The sequence below is a fragment of the Agromyces sp. G08B096 genome, from assembly GCF_040267705.1.
Classification (GTDB): Bacteria; Actinomycetota; Actinomycetes; order Actinomycetales; family Microbacteriaceae; genus Agromyces.
The window spans coordinates 1106851-1121158 of sequence record NZ_CP158374.1; the positions used below are offsets into that span (position 1 = coordinate 1106851).

At 73.2% G+C, this 14308-nt stretch carries 15 protein-coding genes and 1 riboswitch; of the genes, 9 read left to right on the top strand and 6 right to left on the bottom strand.

Going from position 1 to position 14308, the window contains the following annotated elements:
* Window positions 1–6: 6 nt before the first annotated feature.
* Window positions 7–1905 carry a DUF255 domain-containing protein gene (locus ABIQ69_RS05465; protein ID WP_350349367.1) on the top strand — a complete coding sequence of 633 codons (1899 nt, stop codon included), beginning with the start codon at window positions 7–9 and terminating at the stop codon, window positions 1903–1905.
* A complete protein-coding gene (pnuC, locus tag ABIQ69_RS05470; protein WP_350349368.1) occupies window positions 1902–2585 on the top strand; it encodes a nicotinamide riboside transporter PnuC in 684 nt (227 codons plus the stop codon). Before ABIQ69_RS05465 ends, pnuC begins: the two co-directional genes overlap by 4 nt.
* Before the next feature lie 9 nt (window positions 2586–2594).
* Here the strand turns inward: pnuC and ABIQ69_RS05475 are convergent, their stop codons facing one another.
* Window positions 2595–2927 carry a hypothetical protein gene (locus ABIQ69_RS05475; RefSeq protein WP_350349369.1) on the bottom strand — a complete coding sequence of 111 codons (333 nt, stop codon included), beginning with the start codon at window positions 2925–2927 and terminating at the stop codon, window positions 2595–2597.
* A 177-nt stretch (window positions 2928–3104) separates the two neighbouring features.
* Here ABIQ69_RS05475 and ABIQ69_RS05480 point away from each other — a divergent pair, with 177 nt between their 5' ends.
* The 4 genes from ABIQ69_RS05480 to ABIQ69_RS05495 all read left to right on the top strand — a co-directional run bounded on the left by ABIQ69_RS05480 (window position 3105) and on the right by ABIQ69_RS05495 (window position 7768).
* Window positions 3105–4742 (top strand): methyltransferase, encoded by a 1638-nt coding sequence (locus ABIQ69_RS05480; protein ID WP_350349370.1) that lies wholly within the window; start codon window positions 3105–3107, stop codon window positions 4740–4742.
* A 75-nt stretch (window positions 4743–4817) separates the two neighbouring features.
* The gene (locus ABIQ69_RS05485) at window positions 4818–5753 is read left to right on the top strand and encodes a DnaJ domain-containing protein (RefSeq protein WP_350349371.1); all 936 of its coding nucleotides are present in this window, start codon (window positions 4818–4820) and stop codon (window positions 5751–5753) included.
* 10 nt (window positions 5754–5763) lie between these two features.
* Complete coding sequence (locus ABIQ69_RS05490; RefSeq protein ID WP_350349372.1) at window positions 5764–7095, top strand: M18 family aminopeptidase; 1332 nt, start codon at window positions 5764–5766, stop codon at window positions 7093–7095.
* A 148-nt stretch (window positions 7096–7243) separates the two neighbouring features.
* Window positions 7244–7768, top strand: coding sequence for a rhodanese-like domain-containing protein (locus tag ABIQ69_RS05495; RefSeq protein WP_350349373.1), 525 nt, complete (start codon window positions 7244–7246; stop codon window positions 7766–7768).
* A 15-nt stretch (window positions 7769–7783) separates the two neighbouring features.
* Here ABIQ69_RS05495 and ABIQ69_RS05500 read toward each other — a convergent pair whose 3' ends face one another.
* Both ABIQ69_RS05500 and ABIQ69_RS05505 read right to left on the bottom strand, forming a co-directional pair.
* A complete protein-coding gene (locus ABIQ69_RS05500) occupies window positions 7784–8656 on the bottom strand; it encodes a rhodanese-like domain-containing protein (protein WP_350349374.1) in 873 nt (290 codons plus the stop codon).
* Window positions 8657–8733: 77 nt separating this feature from the next.
* Window positions 8734–10110, bottom strand: coding sequence for an L-serine ammonia-lyase (locus ABIQ69_RS05505; protein WP_350349375.1), 1377 nt, complete (start codon window positions 10108–10110; stop codon window positions 8734–8736).
* A 157-nt stretch (window positions 10111–10267) separates the two neighbouring features.
* On the opposite strand from ABIQ69_RS05505, the gene ABIQ69_RS05510 reads away from it, so the two are divergent.
* Complete coding sequence (locus ABIQ69_RS05510) at window positions 10268–10861, top strand: GNAT family N-acetyltransferase (RefSeq protein ID WP_350349376.1); 594 nt, start codon at window positions 10268–10270, stop codon at window positions 10859–10861.
* Here the strand turns inward: ABIQ69_RS05510 and ABIQ69_RS05515 are convergent.
* The 3 genes from ABIQ69_RS05515 to ABIQ69_RS05525 all read right to left on the bottom strand — a co-directional run bounded on the left by ABIQ69_RS05515 (window position 10836) and on the right by ABIQ69_RS05525 (window position 13442).
* Window positions 10836–11327, bottom strand: a complete 492-nt coding sequence (locus tag ABIQ69_RS05515; RefSeq protein WP_350349965.1) for a CoA-binding protein — start codon at window positions 11325–11327, stop codon at window positions 10836–10838. The two genes, ABIQ69_RS05510 and ABIQ69_RS05515, sit on opposite strands and share 26 nt — an antisense overlap.
* A gap of 134 nt (window positions 11328–11461) precedes the next feature.
* Window positions 11462–12757, bottom strand: a complete 1296-nt coding sequence (locus ABIQ69_RS05520) for an O-acetylhomoserine aminocarboxypropyltransferase/cysteine synthase family protein (RefSeq protein WP_350349377.1) — start codon at window positions 12755–12757, stop codon at window positions 11462–11464.
* 118 nt (window positions 12758–12875) lie between these two features.
* The gene (locus tag ABIQ69_RS05525; RefSeq protein ID WP_350349378.1) at window positions 12876–13442 is read right to left on the bottom strand and encodes a cysteine hydrolase family protein; all 567 of its coding nucleotides are present in this window, start codon (window positions 13440–13442) and stop codon (window positions 12876–12878) included.
* 94 nt (window positions 13443–13536) lie between these two features.
* Here ABIQ69_RS05525 and ABIQ69_RS05530 point away from each other — a divergent pair, with 94 nt between their 5' ends.
* Together ABIQ69_RS05530 and ABIQ69_RS05535 are read left to right on the top strand one after the other, a co-directional pair.
* Window positions 13537–13845, top strand: coding sequence for an antibiotic biosynthesis monooxygenase (locus tag ABIQ69_RS05530; RefSeq protein WP_350349379.1), 309 nt, complete (start codon window positions 13537–13539; stop codon window positions 13843–13845).
* 24 nt (window positions 13846–13869) lie between these two features.
* A riboswitch (guanidine-III (ykkC-III) riboswitch) is annotated at window positions 13870–13936 on the top strand.
* A gap of 16 nt (window positions 13937–13952) precedes the next feature.
* Window positions 13953–14282 (top strand): multidrug efflux SMR transporter, encoded by a 330-nt coding sequence (locus tag ABIQ69_RS05535; protein WP_350349380.1) that lies wholly within the window; start codon window positions 13953–13955, stop codon window positions 14280–14282.
* Window positions 14283–14308 lie beyond the last annotated feature (26 nt).

Here is a 14308-nt window from a genome sequence, read left to right on the forward strand (position 1 = left end):
TGACGCATGGCCCTTCGACTCCAGCACGCGGTGAGCCCGTACCTGCGGGCCCACGCGGGCAACCCCGTGGACTGGCATCCATGGGGTGCGGAGGCGTTCCGCGAGGCTGCCGAGCGCGACGTCCCCGTGATCGTCTCCATCGGATACGCCACCTGCCACTGGTGCCACGTCATGGCCCGCGAGAGCTTCGAGGACCTGGAGACGGCGCGGATCATGAACGAGCGCTTCGTCTCCATCAAGGTCGATCGGGAGGAGCATCCCGAGGTCGACGCGAGCTTCCTCGCTGCGGCCAGTGCGTTCACGCGGCAACTCGGGTGGCCGCTCACCGTGTTCGCGGACCCGCAGGGGCGCACGTTCTACGCCGGCACCTACTTCCCGCCGCGGCCCGTGCAAGGGATGCCGGCCTTCCGCGACGTGCTCGACGCGGTGTCCGAAGCCTGGCGCGACCGCCGCGGCGAGCTCGAGCAGACCGCCGGCGCGGTCGCCGAGGCGATCGCCGCGGCATCCGTCATGCCGACCGGTGCCACGCTGCCGGATCACGCCGCACTCGACGAGGCGGTCGCACGCCTGGCGGCCGAGGAAGACGCCGAGCACGGCGGATTCGGCGGCGCGCCGAAGTTCCCGGTCGCTCCCGTGCTCGCCTTCCTCGCCGCCGGCGGCGAGCAGGCTCGGCGGCTGGCGCGCAGGACCATGCGGAGGATGGGGGCCTCCGCGCTCCGCGACCCCGTCGAGGGCGGGTTCTTCCGATACGCGACGCGGGCCGACTGGACCGAGCCGCACTACGAGCGGATGCTGTCCGACAACGCGCTGCTGCTCGGCGTCACCGCCGAGCTGCTGCGCTCCTTCCCCGACGACGTCGCACTGGCCGAGACCGCGCGCGGACTCATCCGGTTCCTGCTCGAGGTCATGCGCCTGCCATCGGGCGGGTTCGCGAGTGCACAGGACTCGGAGAGCACGATCGACGGCCGGCGAGACGAAGGCGGGTACTACCGACGCGATGCCGCGGGTCGTGCCGGGCTCGAGCGGCCGCCGCTCGACCAGAAGGTGCTCACCGGGTGGAACGGGCTGGCGATCGGCGCGCTCGCGCGCGCCGGCGCGGCACTCGGCGGAGTCGATGGCGAGGCCGCGCTCTCCGCCGCTCGCGAGGCGGCCACGATGATCCTCACCGAACACGTTCGCACCGAAGGACTGATCCGTGCCTCGCTGGGCGGCGAGCGATCGACGGCGACTGCGACGCTGGAGGACACCGGCATGCTCGCCGAAGGCCTCCTCGAGCTCGCGATCGCGACGGGCGAGCCCGACTGGGCGGTGCGGGCGCGAGCGCTCGTCGACTCCTCGCTCGACGCCGCGGCCGCATCGCGAGGTGCCGGCGGAGGTGAGGCATCCGTCTTCGCTGCGCCCGGTGGTGCCGACCCGGTGCTCGCCGGGCAGGGGCTCGCCATGCCGCCCGACCCCGCCGAGGGGGCGACGCCGTCGGGGCTCACCGCGACGGCACGCGCCGCGTGGCTCCTCTTCGTCCTCGGCGCCGGCGACCGCTACCGCGACGCCGCGCGCGCCGCAATGGGCTCCGTCGCGGAGCTCGCGGTCGCAAGGCCCATCGCGTTCGGGGGAGCGTTGCGGCTCATGTCGGAGCTCGCCGCGCCGCTCGTGCAGGTCGTCACGGTCGTCCCCGACGGCGCGGACGTCGCTGACGACGAACTCCTGGCGGCGACCAGGCGGCAGGAGGCATCCGTCGCCGTGGTGGTGACCGCGTCGCAGGCGACGGCGTTCGCGGCCGCGGGCTTCGAGCTCTTCGAGGCGCGGAGCTCGCGCGACGATGCGCCGACGGCGTACCGGTGCGAGGCATTCGTGTGCGCCCTGCCGGTGACCGACGTGCGTGCGCTCGAGCAGGCGGCTCGCTCGTGAATCCGATCGAGTGGCTCTTCGACGCGACGCTCACGATCGGGGACCAGCAGATCCTGTGGCGCGAGATCGTGGGCAACCTCTTCGGCCTCGCGAGCGCGCTCGGCGGGCTGCGTCGCAAGGTCTGGGCGTGGCCGGTGGGCATCATCGGCAATGCGCTGCTGTTCACGGTGTTCCTCGGCGCGGTCTTCGACACCCCGAACCCGGTGAACCTGCTCGGTCAGGCGGGTCGGCAGCTGCTCTTCATCGGCGTCTCGATCTACGGCTGGATCGCGTGGGCCCGTCATCGCGACACCGCGGGCGACGGGGCCGCGGTGGCGCCCCGCTGGGCCGGCTGGAAAGTCCGCGTCGCCCTCGGCCTCGGAATGGTGGGCGGCACGCTCGTGCTCACGCCGATCTTCCGGGCGCTGGGCTCGTTCGAGCCGGTCTGGGCCGACGCGTGGATCTTCGTCGGATCATTCCTCGCGACGTGGGGCATGGCGAAGGGCTGGACCGAGTTCTGGCTGATCTGGATCGCGGTCGACCTCGTCGGCGTCCCGTTGCTGATCAGCGCCGGGTACTACGCGTCCGCGTTGCTCTACGCCTTCTACGGCATCTTCACGTTCATCGGATTCCTGACCTGGATGCGCGTGCAGCGCCGGGCGGCCGGGTCACGGTCCGAGAAGGTCACTCGCACGGCGTGACGCGCGCGGTCACCAGGTCGGGGTGACGCGGTCGAGCATCGACCACACCGCCGAGGAGAGGTCGGGATGGTCGAGGGCGATGTCGCGGAGGATCTCGAACTCGAACCGTTTCGCGTCGCCCGCCCGAGCCGTGGGGTGATGCGCACGAGCCCGGGCGAGGCTCCAGCGCTCGGACTGGAGCCGCTCCTCGCGCAGGGTCGCGACGACCTGCTCGTCGACGGAAGGGAGATCGGGCAGGAACACCCACGGGTCTTCGCCGAGCCGGCAGCGGAGCTCGATGAGCGCCGCGAGCTCATCGCGGGCATCCTGCCGGAGCCGCTCGAGCGTGGTCGCCTCGGCCATTCGCGACCCTCCCCTCTCGCTGGTGTCGATGCTACCCAACCTACGTGGGACGTATGACGGCGGGGTTACGGTGCACGTCGCCGCGTGACGGTCAGGTGACGAGCAGGTGTCGAGCCGAGGCCGCGACGCGATGCCGGCGGCCGGGCACGCCTGGTTGAATGGGCGGGGAGGTGGCAGATGGTCCGCGACGAGTCCACGACGAGCGACCGGTTCCCGCGACGCTGGCGGTCCGACGAGCCCGCGGCGGAGACGATCGAGCTGGTCGACCGTCTGCGCGCCGATCTCGAGGCGGCGGCGTACACGGTGGCGGGCGTCGAGACGCTCTGGGACGGTACCGGGGAGATCGGTGCGACGCATCCCGGCGACGCCCTGCGCCGCGGTCACCGCGTGCCCGCCATGCGGGCGCTCGACGCGGCATCCGGTTCGCAGCCCGCGCTCGTCGCCCTCGTCCGGGCGTTCCTGCTCGGGCTGCCGCAGCCTGCACGCGAACTCCACGCGGCGCTGCCGGCGCTGGGGCTCGCGGGCGCCGTCGAGCTCGGCCTCGTCGAGGTCGACGCGGCCGGCGGCGACGAGCTCGCCCGCCCGCTCGTCGACCTCAGGCCCTACTCCTTCGCCGACGCCGCGGGCGAGGGCGAGTGGTGGATCGCGTCGGACCCGGGCGAGCTCGCCCGCGGCGACGCGCTGCCCGAGGACCACGTCCTCGGCGTCGGTGGGGCGACGACGACGCTGAGCGGCCTCCTGGTGCAGACGCCCGCGGGGCGCACCCTCGATCTCGGTACGGGCAGCGGCATCCAGGCCCTGCACGCGGCGCGCTTCAGCGACCGAGTGGTGGCGACGGATGTCTCGGAGCGTGCGCTCGCGTTCGCACGCTTCACCGCGCGATTGAACGGCGTGACCTCGATCGAGTTCCGCGCCGGCAGCCTCTACGAGCCGGTCGCCGGCGAGCGGTTCGACCGCATCGTCTCGAATCCGCCGTTCGTCATCACGCCGCGCCGCGCGGGAGTCCCGTCGTACGAGTATCGCGACGGCGGGCTGGTCGGCGATGCGCTCGTGCGGGCAGTGCTGACCGGTGCCGTCGAGCACCTGCGGCCCGGTGGCGTGGCGCAGTTCCTCGCGAACTGGGAAGTGCCGACGGGGGCCGCCGACGGCGCCGGCCTCGAGCGCGTCGAGGGCTGGCTGCGCGACGCGGGCGCCGAGTACTGGATCGTCGAGCGCGAGCTGCTCGACCCAAGTGAGTACGCGGAGACGTGGATCCGCGACGGCGGCACTCGTCCGGGTACCGGGGAGTTCGAGGCGCTGCACGCCGCCTGGCTCGACGATTTCGCCGAGCGCGGCGTCGCGCGGGTCGGCTTCGGGTACGTGCTGCTCCGCCGGCCCCCCGACGGCGCGGCCCCGAGGATGCGTCGCGCGGAGCGCCTGCACGGTCCGGCGGCGGCGAACCCCGGCGGGCTCGGCGCCCACCTCTCCGCCGTGCTCGAGGCATCCGATCTCGTGGACCCGCTCGACGACGCCGAGCTGCGCCGCCTCGTCGTCGGCGTGGCGCCCGACGTGACCGAGGAACGCCACCACTGGCCGGGCGCCGAGGCGCCGACGGCGATCCTGCTCCGGCAGGGCGGCGGCTTCGGTCGGACCATCGACGCCGGCACCGCCCTCGTCGCCCTCGTGGGCGCGGCGGACGGCGAACTGCCGCTCGGCCTGCTCTCCGACGCCATCGCCGACCTGCTCGAGGCCGACGGGATCGCACTGTGGAGCGAGCTCGCGCCGCAGGTGCGGGCGCTGGTGCACGCCGGGATGCTGCGCCCGGTGGCGCGCTGATCCGTCTGGGGCCGGCCGCCGGGCGAGCACCCGGGCGGCGCCGGTATCCTCGTGAGGCATCCTGAAAGCGAGCCCATGCCCGACAGTCCGCTCTCCGACTCCCCGTACGAGGTCCTCGGCGTCTCGATCGACGCTGACGAGGCGACCCTCCGCGTGGCGTACCGTCGCGCGCTCCGGCAGGCCCACCCCGACACGGGCGGGAGTCCTGCGGCGTTCCACGCCGTCCAGCGGGCGTGGGTGCTGATCGGCACGCCCGAGGCGCGAGCGGCGTTCGATCGCGGACGCGGCGGGGCCTCGGGCGATGGCGGCTCGCGTGAGGCGTGGGCTCCGCCGGCGCCACGGGCCCGACGGGACTCCCGGCCGCTCGCACGATCGCACGGCCACCCGGGCGGCTTCTCGCGCGAGCGCTACCTCACCCTCATCCGCGAGTGGGTCGGCCGGGGCGTGTCGCTCGACGACCCGTACGATCCCGCGCTCGTCCGCAGCGCACCACGCGACCTCAGGCACATCCTCGCGGACGCGCTCGCCGAGGAGGCGACGGCCAGAGCACTGCCGAACCTCGGCATCGCGTACACGATCTGGCACGACCTCGCGACGGATGCCGCGGGCCCGTCGGCGCCGCCGAAGCTCGACCACCTCGTGCTCGGGCCCACCGGGCTGTTCGCCGTGCAGTCCGAGGACTGGGGCGGTCCCGTGGCGTTCAAACGGGGTGAGCTCATCGGCGAAGCGCTCGAGGGGGAGCGGCCCGTCCGGGCGCTCGCGGCGCGAGCGAAGGCGATCGGGCGGGCGGCACGGGTGAAGCCCACGGCGCTCGTCGTCGTCGTGCCCGACGAGCACGCCGCCGAGCCGCTGCAGCTGGGCGGCAGCGTGCGCGGGGCGACCGTGGCGCTGGTGCGGAGGTCCCGGCTCGTGAGCGCCATCCGCGAGGGCCTTCCCGGCAGCGCGCACCTCGGCGGCACCGAGGTGATGGAGGTGCGGTCGCGCCTGCAGGCCGTGGTGCGCTTCGCATAGGGTCGGAAGCATGCCCGCCTCCAGCACCGACGCGTACGTCTCCGATTTCGCGGAGTTCATCCAGGCCTCGCCGTCCTCGTACCATGCGGCCGCCGAGGTCGCTCGCCGGCTCGAGGCCGCCGGGTTCGAACGGCTCGACGAACGCGACGCGTGGCCTGAAGGACCGGGGCGTCGCCTCGTCGTGCGCGACGGCGCCGTGATCGCCTGGGTGCAGCCGGCGGGAGCCGGTCCGGCCTCGCCCTTCCGGATCGTCGGCGCGCACACGGACTCTCCGGGCTTCAAGCTGAAGCCGAATCCGTCGAGCGAGTCGGCCGGCCTCAGCCAGGCCAACGTGGAGGTCTACGGCGGGCCGCTCCTGAACTCGTGGCTCGACCGGGAACTCGAGCTCGCCGGCCGCATCGTGACCGCGGACGGCACCGAGCACCTCGTGCGCACCGGGCCGATGCTGAGGATCCCGCAGCTGGCCGTGCACCTCGACCGGGAGGCGAACAAGGCGCTGACCCTCGACCGCCAGCGCCACCTCCAGCCGATCTGGGCGGCCGGCGAGCCGGGCGACGTGCTCGAGCTGCTCGCCGAGCACGCGGGGATCGAGGCGAGCGCGATCGCGGGCACCGACGTGCTCGTCGCGCCTACGACGCCGCCCGAGCGGTTCGGGCGGGGCGGCGCGTTCTTCGCCTCCGGCCGGCTCGACAACCTCACCTCGGTGTACGCCGGGCTCGTCGGCATCGCGGCCGCCGCGGGGCGCGCGGCCGGGTCGTCGGGCGCCGGGTCGGCGGGCGCCGGGTCGGCGTCGGCTGGCGAGGGTCTCGCGCACGTCAGCGTGCTCGCCGCGTTCGACCATGAAGAGCTGGGGTCGGAGTCTCGCTCCGGTGCGTCGGGGCCGTTCCTCGAGGACGTGCTGGCACGGGTCGCTTCGGGTCTCGGAGCGACCGACGATGAGCGGCGGCGGGCGTTCGCGGCCTCGTGGATCGTGTCGGCCGACGCCGGGCACGCGGTGCATCCGAACTACCCCGAACGGCACGACCCCGTGACCCGGCCGCTGCTCGGCCAGGGGCCGCTGCTGAAGCTGAACGCCAACCAGCGGTACGCGTCCGATGCCCACGGCGCCGCGCTCTGGGAGGCGGTCTGCCGCCGGGCGGGCGTCGAGACCCAGCCGTTCGTGTCGAACAACACCGTCCCGTGCGGCACGACGATCGGGCCGCTGTCGGCGACCCGGCTCGGCATCCGCACCGTGGACGTCGGGGTGCCGCTGCTGTCGATGCACTCGGCGCGCGAGCTGGCCCACGTCGACGACCTCGCTGCGCTCGGCCGAGCGATGGAGGCGTTCCTGGCGGAGGACTGATCGTCCGCCGAGGCGGGGGCTCCAGTCGGCGCGCCGCCGGCGGCGCCCGGCCCCGGCCCCGGCCGCGGCGCGGGGGATGGCACGATGTCGCGGCATCCGGACCGGATTTCTCGCCAGCAGGAGGCCGCGCGCCTGCCAGGATCGCCCCATGACCACCCCAGCAGCCGTCACCAGCCCGTTGTTCGAGCACGTCGCTCCCGCCGAGGCCGCGATCGCGCACTTCCGCGGCCGGTTGGGATTCGAGACGGACCCGTCCGACGTGCGCGCCGCACTCGCCGAGGCGGCGGAGACGGGATCCCCGCTCGGCTTCGTGCTCGTCGACACCCGGAGCGACGCCGCGTGGGTGCAGGGCCATGTGCCGGGCGCCCTGCACCTGCCGACCCGGCGCATCGCCGCCGAATCGGCGGGACTGCTCGAACCGGGCACGCCCGTGGTGGTCTACTGCTGGAGCCCGGGCTGCAACGGCGCAACGCGCGCGGCCCTCGAGTTCGCGCTCGCCGGCCACCCCGTGAAGGAGATGATCGGGGGGTTCGAGTACTGGGTGCGCGAAGGCTTCCCGTTCGAGACGGCCGAGGGCGTGAGCGCGGCGCGTCCCGACCCGCTGACGAACGTCTCCTCGTCGGGCCTGACGCTCGGCGATGCGGCGGAGGGCGCGATCAGCTGCGCGTGCTGACCCTCGACGCCTCGATCAGACGAGCGTGACGAGCGGCGCGTCGGGATCGGCGGCCCATTCGTCGAGCGACCCGTCGTAGACGGCGACGGAGGTGCGTCCCGCCTGCCGGAGCAGGAGGCCGACTCCCGCCGCGGCGATGCCGCCGCCGCAGTACACGATGACCGGGCGGGCACCGCCCACGCCGGAGAGCACGGCGTCGCGCGCGTCGCCGTCGACGAACGTGCCCCGCTCGCGGTCGACGGCCGCGCCGATCGGCATGCTCACGCTGCCGGGGATGTGGCCGCGGCGCGCGCGGCGACCGGTCTCGCCCGTGAAGTCGCTCCTCGGTGCGGCGCAGACGAGCGCGGCGTCCGAGGTGCCATCGAGCACCGCGCGGACATCGGCCGCGTCGGCCCACCAGCCCGGCCGCTCGTCGAGCGAGAGATCGCCCGCGGCGCGCGGCGACTCGAACCCGGTCTCGAGCGGGTGGCCCTCGCCGCGCCACCGGCCGAGCCCGCCGTCGAGCACGGCGACGCGGTCGAAGCCCGCCGACGTGAGCAGCCACCAGAGCCGCGCCGCCCAGTGTCCGAGTGTGCTGTCGTAGACCACGACGGTGCGGGTGTCGTCGATGCCGACCTCGCGGGCGGCCTCGGCGAGGCGGTCGGTGCCCGGGCGGGTGAACGAGAAGGCGCCGAGCGGGTCGCTGAACTGCTCGAGGAGGTCGGCGAAGACCGCACCCGGGATATGGCCATCGATGAGGTAGGCGTCGAGGCCGGAGAGCCAGCGGAAGCCGGCCTCGGTCTCCGCGCCGATGACGCTCGCGTCGACGACCACGAGCCGCTCATCGCCGAGGTGGCGGGCGAGCCAATCGGGGCCGACGAGGGCGGAGGGCAGCTCGAGTGCGGTCATGCAGGCACGTTAGCGGCGGGGCACCAGACCTCGCACGGGGTACGACACGGGCCGTAATGCCGGGTGCCGGCGGCGGCTCAGCACTCGATGACGTTGACGGCGAGCCCGCCCTCGCTCGTCTCCTTGTACTTCGTCATCATGTCGAGGCCGGTCTGCCGCATCGTCTCGATGACGGTGTCGAGCGACACGAGGTGTGTGCCGTCGCCGTGCAGCGCGAGCCGCGCCGCAGAGACCGCGGTGGACGAGGCGATCGCATTCCGCTCGATGCACGGCACCTGCACGAGCCCGCCGACCGGGTCGCAGGTGAGCCCGAGGTGGTGCTCCATCGCGATCTCCGCGGCATTCTCGACCTGGCGGGGCGTGCCGCCGAGGACCGCGCAGAGCGCGCCGGCGGCCATGGCGCACGCGGACCCGACCTCGGCCTGGCATCCGCCTTCGGCACCGGAGATGGACGCGTTCTTCTTCACGAGGCTCGCGATCGCCGCGGCGGTCAGCAGGAACCGGCGAATGCCCGCGCGATCCGCGCCGGGCACGAACCGGAGGTAGTAGTGGCCGACCGCGGGGATGATGCCCGCCGCGCCATTCGTCGGGGCGGTGACGACCCGCCCGCCCGACGCGTTCTCCTCGTTGACGGCGAGGGCGAAGGCGTGCAGCCACTCCGTCGACGTGTCGCGGACGTGCTCGTCGCGGTCGTACTCTTCAAGCCTGCGTCGCACCTCGGGCGCGCGGCGGCGGACTCCGAGGCCACCGGGCAGGGTGCCCTCGGTCGCCAGCCCATGGCTCACGCACTCGGCCATCGCGTCCCAGATGGCGTCCAGGCCCGCCTCGATGCCGGCCTCCCCGTGGACGGCGACCTCGTTGTACCGGGCGATGTCGCAGAACGAGACGCCGTGCTCGTCGCAGAGCGCGAGCAGCTCGGCCGCGCTGGAGTACGGCAGCGGATGCCGCAGCGCCTCGGATGCCTCGGGCGCGTCGCCGTCGCGCCGGATGAAGCCGCCGCCGACCGAGTAGTAGGTCTCCTCGGCGATGGGAAGCGCCCGGCCGTCGGCCCACGCCTGCAGGGTGAGCGCGTTCGGGTGGCCGGGCAGTCTCGTCCGCGGTTCGAGGGAGAGATCCGACCGGCGCATCAGGACGGGATGCCGCCCGGCGAGCCGGAGCGAGGCTCCCTCGTCGCCGAGCCGGCTCCATGCGCCGCGCACCTCGTCGGGATCGCAGTCGTGCGGCTGCAGGCCGGCGAGCCCCGCGACGACGGCGTCGGGCGTGCCGTGCCCGAGCCCGGTCGCGCCGAGCGAGCCGTAGAGCGAGCAGGTGACGCGCGTGACCTGTTCGAGCAGCCCGTCGGCGGCGAGCCGTTCGGCGAACGCCCGGGCGGCTCGCATGGGGCCGACGGTGTGCGAACTCGACGGGCCGATCCCGATCGAGAACAGGTCGAGGGCCGAGACGAACGCTGTCACCCCTCAAGGGTACGCGCGGACTCGTGCACGATTGCCTCGTTCCACCGCAGATTCTTTGCGTCGGACGCGGACGCGGCGCACGATCGCGGAGCCGAGCCGTGCGCCCCGCCGGGCGCCGCCGGCCGACGGCTCAGGTCCACGCACGTAGGCTTGACGGATGCCCGGAACCGACCGCTCGCCCGTCCGCGTCCGCCTCATGCACGACGAGGAGACCGACGCCGTCGTGGACCTCGTGCTCGGGGCGTACGCCGGCGATTTCGAGCTCGCGGACGGCTATCGCGCCGACATCGTGGCGGTCGCCGAGCGGGCCGCGGAGCACCAGGTCTGGGTCGCGGTCGACGCCGTCGACGGGACGCTGCTCGGCACGGTCTCGACTCCGCGTGCGGGCCGGGCGATCTCGCCGCTCGCGCGAGAGGGCGAACTCGACTTCCGGTTCCTCGGCGTCGCGCACGCCGCCAGGCGCAGCGGCATCGGCGAGGTCCTCGTCGCACACGTCGTCGGGCTGGCGAGGCAGCGCGGCCTCGGCCGTGTCGTGCTCAACACCGGGCCCGACATGATCGCCGCGCACCGGCTCTACGAGCGGCTCGGCTTCGCGCGGCTGCCCGAGCGCGAGTACCGGTTCGAACGCGCCGACGGGTCGGGCTTCCTCATGATGGCGTACGGGATCGAGATCGGCCAGGTGGACCCGCCGGAGGCATCCGACCCGCTCGCCGACCCCGGCGAGCTCAGCGCAGCGTCTTCCGCGCGGTGATCTGACCGGTGTCGAATCCGAGCAGGTGCAGCCCGCCGTGGAAGCGCGCGTGCTCGACCTTGATGCAGCGGTCCATCACCACGGTGAGGCCCTTCGCCTCGCCGTCGTAGGCGGCCTCCTCGTTCCAGATGCCGAGCTGCACCCAGATGGTCTTCGCGCCGGCGGCGACGACCTCGTGGACGACCTGCGGGATGTCGCTGCCGCGCCGGAACACCACGACGATGTCGGGCACCTCGGGCAGGTCGGCGAGGCTCGGATACGCCGGCTGCCCCAGGATCTCGGTCGCGTTCGGGTTCACGAAGTAGAGCCGGTAGTCGCTGGACTGCTGCAGGTAGGTGCCGACGAAGTAGCTCGACCGTGCGGGGTTCGGCGAGGCGCCGACGATCGCGACCGACTTCGCCGCGCGCAGGATCGCGAGGCGCTGCTTGGCGTCGGGCCCGACCCACGTGCGCTGGGAACGGAGCAGCTTGGCGAGCGGCGAGTCGGGGGCGAGCTCGCACGAGAGGCCGTTGACGAGGCGGACGGTCTCGACCTCTTCGCCCGCCGAACCTGCAGGGTCGGCGGTCGCCGTCGCCGTCGTCGTGACATCCTCGGTGGTGGTCATCGCGTGCCTCCCGTCGCGGCCGTGAGCGCCTGGTCGAGATCGTAGATGAGGTCGTCGGCGTCCTCGATGCCGACGGAGAGCCGGATGACGCCCGGCCCGACCCCCGCGTCGACCAGCTGCTGCTCGGTGAGCTGCGCGTGGGTCGTCGAGGCGGGGTGGATGATGAGCGTCTTCGCGTCGCCGATGTTGGCGAGGTGGCTCGCGAGCGAGACCTCTTCGATGACCCGCTGGCCGACCTCGCGGCCGCCCTTCACCTCGAAGCTGAAGACCGAGCCCGGCCCCTTCGGCAGGTACTTGCGCGCCCGCTCATGATGCGGGTGGCTCTCGAGCCCGGCCCACCACACGTGTTCGATCCGAGGGTCGGCTTCGAGCCATTCGGCGACGACGCGCGCGTTGTCGACGTGCGCCTGGATGCGGTAGGGCAGGGTCTCCACGCCCTGCGCGAGCAGGAACGCCGAGTGCGGGGCGAGCGTCGGGCCGATGTCGCGCAGCTGCTCCGCGCGGAGCCGGGTGAGGAACGCGTACTCGCCGAAGTTGCCCGACCACTGCAGGCCGCCGTAGCTCGGCACCGGCTCGCCGAACAGGGGGAACTTCTCGGAGTGCCAGTGGAAGCGGCCCGACTCGACCACGACGCCGCCGAGGGTGGTCCCGTGGCCGCCGAGGAACTTCGTCGCCGAGTGCGTGACGATGTCGGCGCCCCACTCGATCGGGCGGTTCAGGTACGGCGTGGCGATCGTCGAGTCGACGATGAAGGGGATGCCGTGCGCGTGGGCGGCGTCGGCGAGCGCCTCGAGGTCGGCGATCTCGCCCGACGGGTTCGCGATGGTCTCGACGAAGATCGCTTTGGTCTGCGGGGTGATGGCCGCGGCGTAGTCCTCGGCGTCCGACGAGCGCACGAACGTCGTCTCGACGCCGAAGCGGCGGAGCGTGACATCCAGCTGCGTGATGGAGCCGCCGTACAGGTTCGCGGAGGCGACGAGGTGGTCGCCGGCGCCGACGAGCGAGGCGAACGTGATGTACTGCGCCGACAGGCCGCTCGCGGTGGCCACGGCGCCGAGGCCGCCCTCGAGGCTCGCGACCCGCTCCTCGAAGCTCGCGACCGTCGGGTTGGCGAGCCGTGAGTAGATGTTGCCGTACTTCTGCAGCGCGAACCGCGCCGCCGCGTCGGCGGTGTCGTCGAACACGAACGCGCTCGTCTGGTAGATCGGGAGCGCGCGGGCGCCCGTCACGGGGTCGGGGATGTTCCCCGCGTGGATCGCACGCGTCTTGAAGCCGTATTCGCGGTCTGCCATGCGATCACGCTAGACGTCGGCGCCCGGCCCCTGTTCGGCGGGCGTAACGCGGGGCAACGGATGACCGGCCGTCGTCTCACGGCCCGCAGGTCGGTCTCCCATCTGCCCGTCGGTGAGCCTACGGGCGGGCGGCCACGACCTCATCGGTCGAGACGACCTCGGCGAACCCGCCGCCCGCGAGGTTCACGGCCGTCGCCCTCGCGAGCTCGGCCGCCGTGAGCCGGAGGCCGCCCGGCCCCTCGAGATCGAAGGTGTGCGTCGCGTCGAGCGGAACGACCACCCGGTAGCCGAGGTTGCCGCCCATGCGCGCGGTCGTCTCGACGCACATGTTCGTCTGGATGCCGCACAGCACGAGCTCGCGGATGCCCCGCGCCCGCAGCCACCCATCGAGGTCGGGGTCGCCGTAGAACGCGGAGTTCACGTGCTTGGACACGAGCAGGTCGTGCCGGGCGGAGGCGACGACGGGCTTCAGGGCGTTGCCCGGCGTACCGGGCGTCAGCGGCGAGCCGGGCGACCGCGAGTCGTGGCGCACGAGGACGATGGGGCGCGAGGCATCCGACCACGCGTCGACGAGGCGGGCGATGTTCGCCTCGGCGTCGGGGTTGTCTCTGGCGCCCCAGACGGGGTCGTCGAAGCCCTGCTGGACGTCGATGACGACGAGGGCGGCGTCGGGGGAGAGCTGCATGCGGCCATCCTGCCCGAGGCGCGGCCGCCGGCGCCGCGCGAGGGCTGCCGACCTTCGTCGGGTTCCTGCCGCGCAGCCCAGCTAGGCTCGCCGGATGACCGCCGCGCCCGTGCTCGAACACGCCATCCTGCCCGTCGTCCCCGGCCGGGAGGCCGAGTTCGAGTCGGCCTTCGCGGAGGCGAAGACGATCATCCAGGCGATGCCGGGGTTCATCGACCTCACGCTGTCGCGCTCCGTCGAGACGCCGAACGAGTACCTCCTGCTCGTGCACTGGGACTCCGTCGAGGCGCACGAGGAGGGCTTCCGCGGATCGGCCGAGTACGGACGCTGGCGGGAGCTCCTGCACGGGTTCTACGACCCGTTCCCGGTGGTGGAGCACTTCCGCTCGGTGCACAGGGCCTGATCAGGCCCACTTGCTACCCTGAGGGCAGGTCGTCGATCGACGATCTCCGGACGAGGGAACCCAGTACCCGGAACGCGACAAGACTGGCACTCAGGGAGTGATCGGTCATGGCGTGGGTCGTGCTCATCGTGTCGGGTGTCCTCGAGGCCGTCTGGGCCACGGCGCTCGGCAAGTCCGAGGGCTTCACGAAGCTCTGGCCGTCGGTGGTCTTCTTCGGCGCGCTCGCCCTGTCGATGGGCGGGCTGGCGTGGGCCATGCGTGACATCTCGACCGGCACCGCGTACGCGGTCTGGGTCGGCATCGGCGCGGCGCTCACGGTCGTGTGGGCGATGATCACCGGCGACACGGATGTCTCGTGGGTGAAGCTGCTGCTCATCGCGGGGCTCGTGGGCTGTGTCGTGGGGTTGAAGCTCGTCGACGGCGGCAGCGGGCACTAGGGGGCCGCCGCTCGCGGCAGGGTGTC

Coding starts and splice junctions, on each gene's coding strand:
- ABIQ69_RS05485 (WP_350349371.1), top strand. CDS start 4,818: ATGCCCGACAGTCCGCTCTCCGACTCCCCGTACGAGGTCCTCGGCGTC.
- ABIQ69_RS05475 (WP_350349369.1), bottom strand. CDS start 2,927: ATGGCCGAGGCGACCACGCTCGAGCGGCTCCGGCAGGATGCCCGCGAT.
- ABIQ69_RS05480 (WP_350349370.1), top strand. CDS start 3,105: ATGGTCCGCGACGAGTCCACGACGAGCGACCGGTTCCCGCGACGCTGG.
- ABIQ69_RS05490 (WP_350349372.1), top strand. CDS start 5,764: ATGCCCGCCTCCAGCACCGACGCGTACGTCTCCGATTTCGCGGAGTTC.
- ABIQ69_RS05530 (WP_350349379.1), top strand. CDS start 13,537: ATGACCGCCGCGCCCGTGCTCGAACACGCCATCCTGCCCGTCGTCCCC.
- ABIQ69_RS05500 (WP_350349374.1), bottom strand. CDS start 8,656: ATGACCGCACTCGAGCTGCCCTCCGCCCTCGTCGGCCCCGATTGGCTC.
- ABIQ69_RS05520 (WP_350349377.1), bottom strand. CDS start 12,757: ATGGCAGACCGCGAATACGGCTTCAAGACGCGTGCGATCCACGCGGGG.
- ABIQ69_RS05495 (WP_350349373.1), top strand. CDS start 7,244: ATGACCACCCCAGCAGCCGTCACCAGCCCGTTGTTCGAGCACGTCGCT.
- ABIQ69_RS05525 (WP_350349378.1), bottom strand. CDS start 13,442: ATGCAGCTCTCCCCCGACGCCGCCCTCGTCGTCATCGACGTCCAGCAG.
- ABIQ69_RS05535 (WP_350349380.1), top strand. CDS start 13,953: ATGGCGTGGGTCGTGCTCATCGTGTCGGGTGTCCTCGAGGCCGTCTGG.
- ABIQ69_RS05465 (WP_350349367.1), top strand. CDS start 7: ATGGCCCTTCGACTCCAGCACGCGGTGAGCCCGTACCTGCGGGCCCAC.
- ABIQ69_RS05510 (WP_350349376.1), top strand. CDS start 10,268: ATGCCCGGAACCGACCGCTCGCCCGTCCGCGTCCGCCTCATGCACGAC.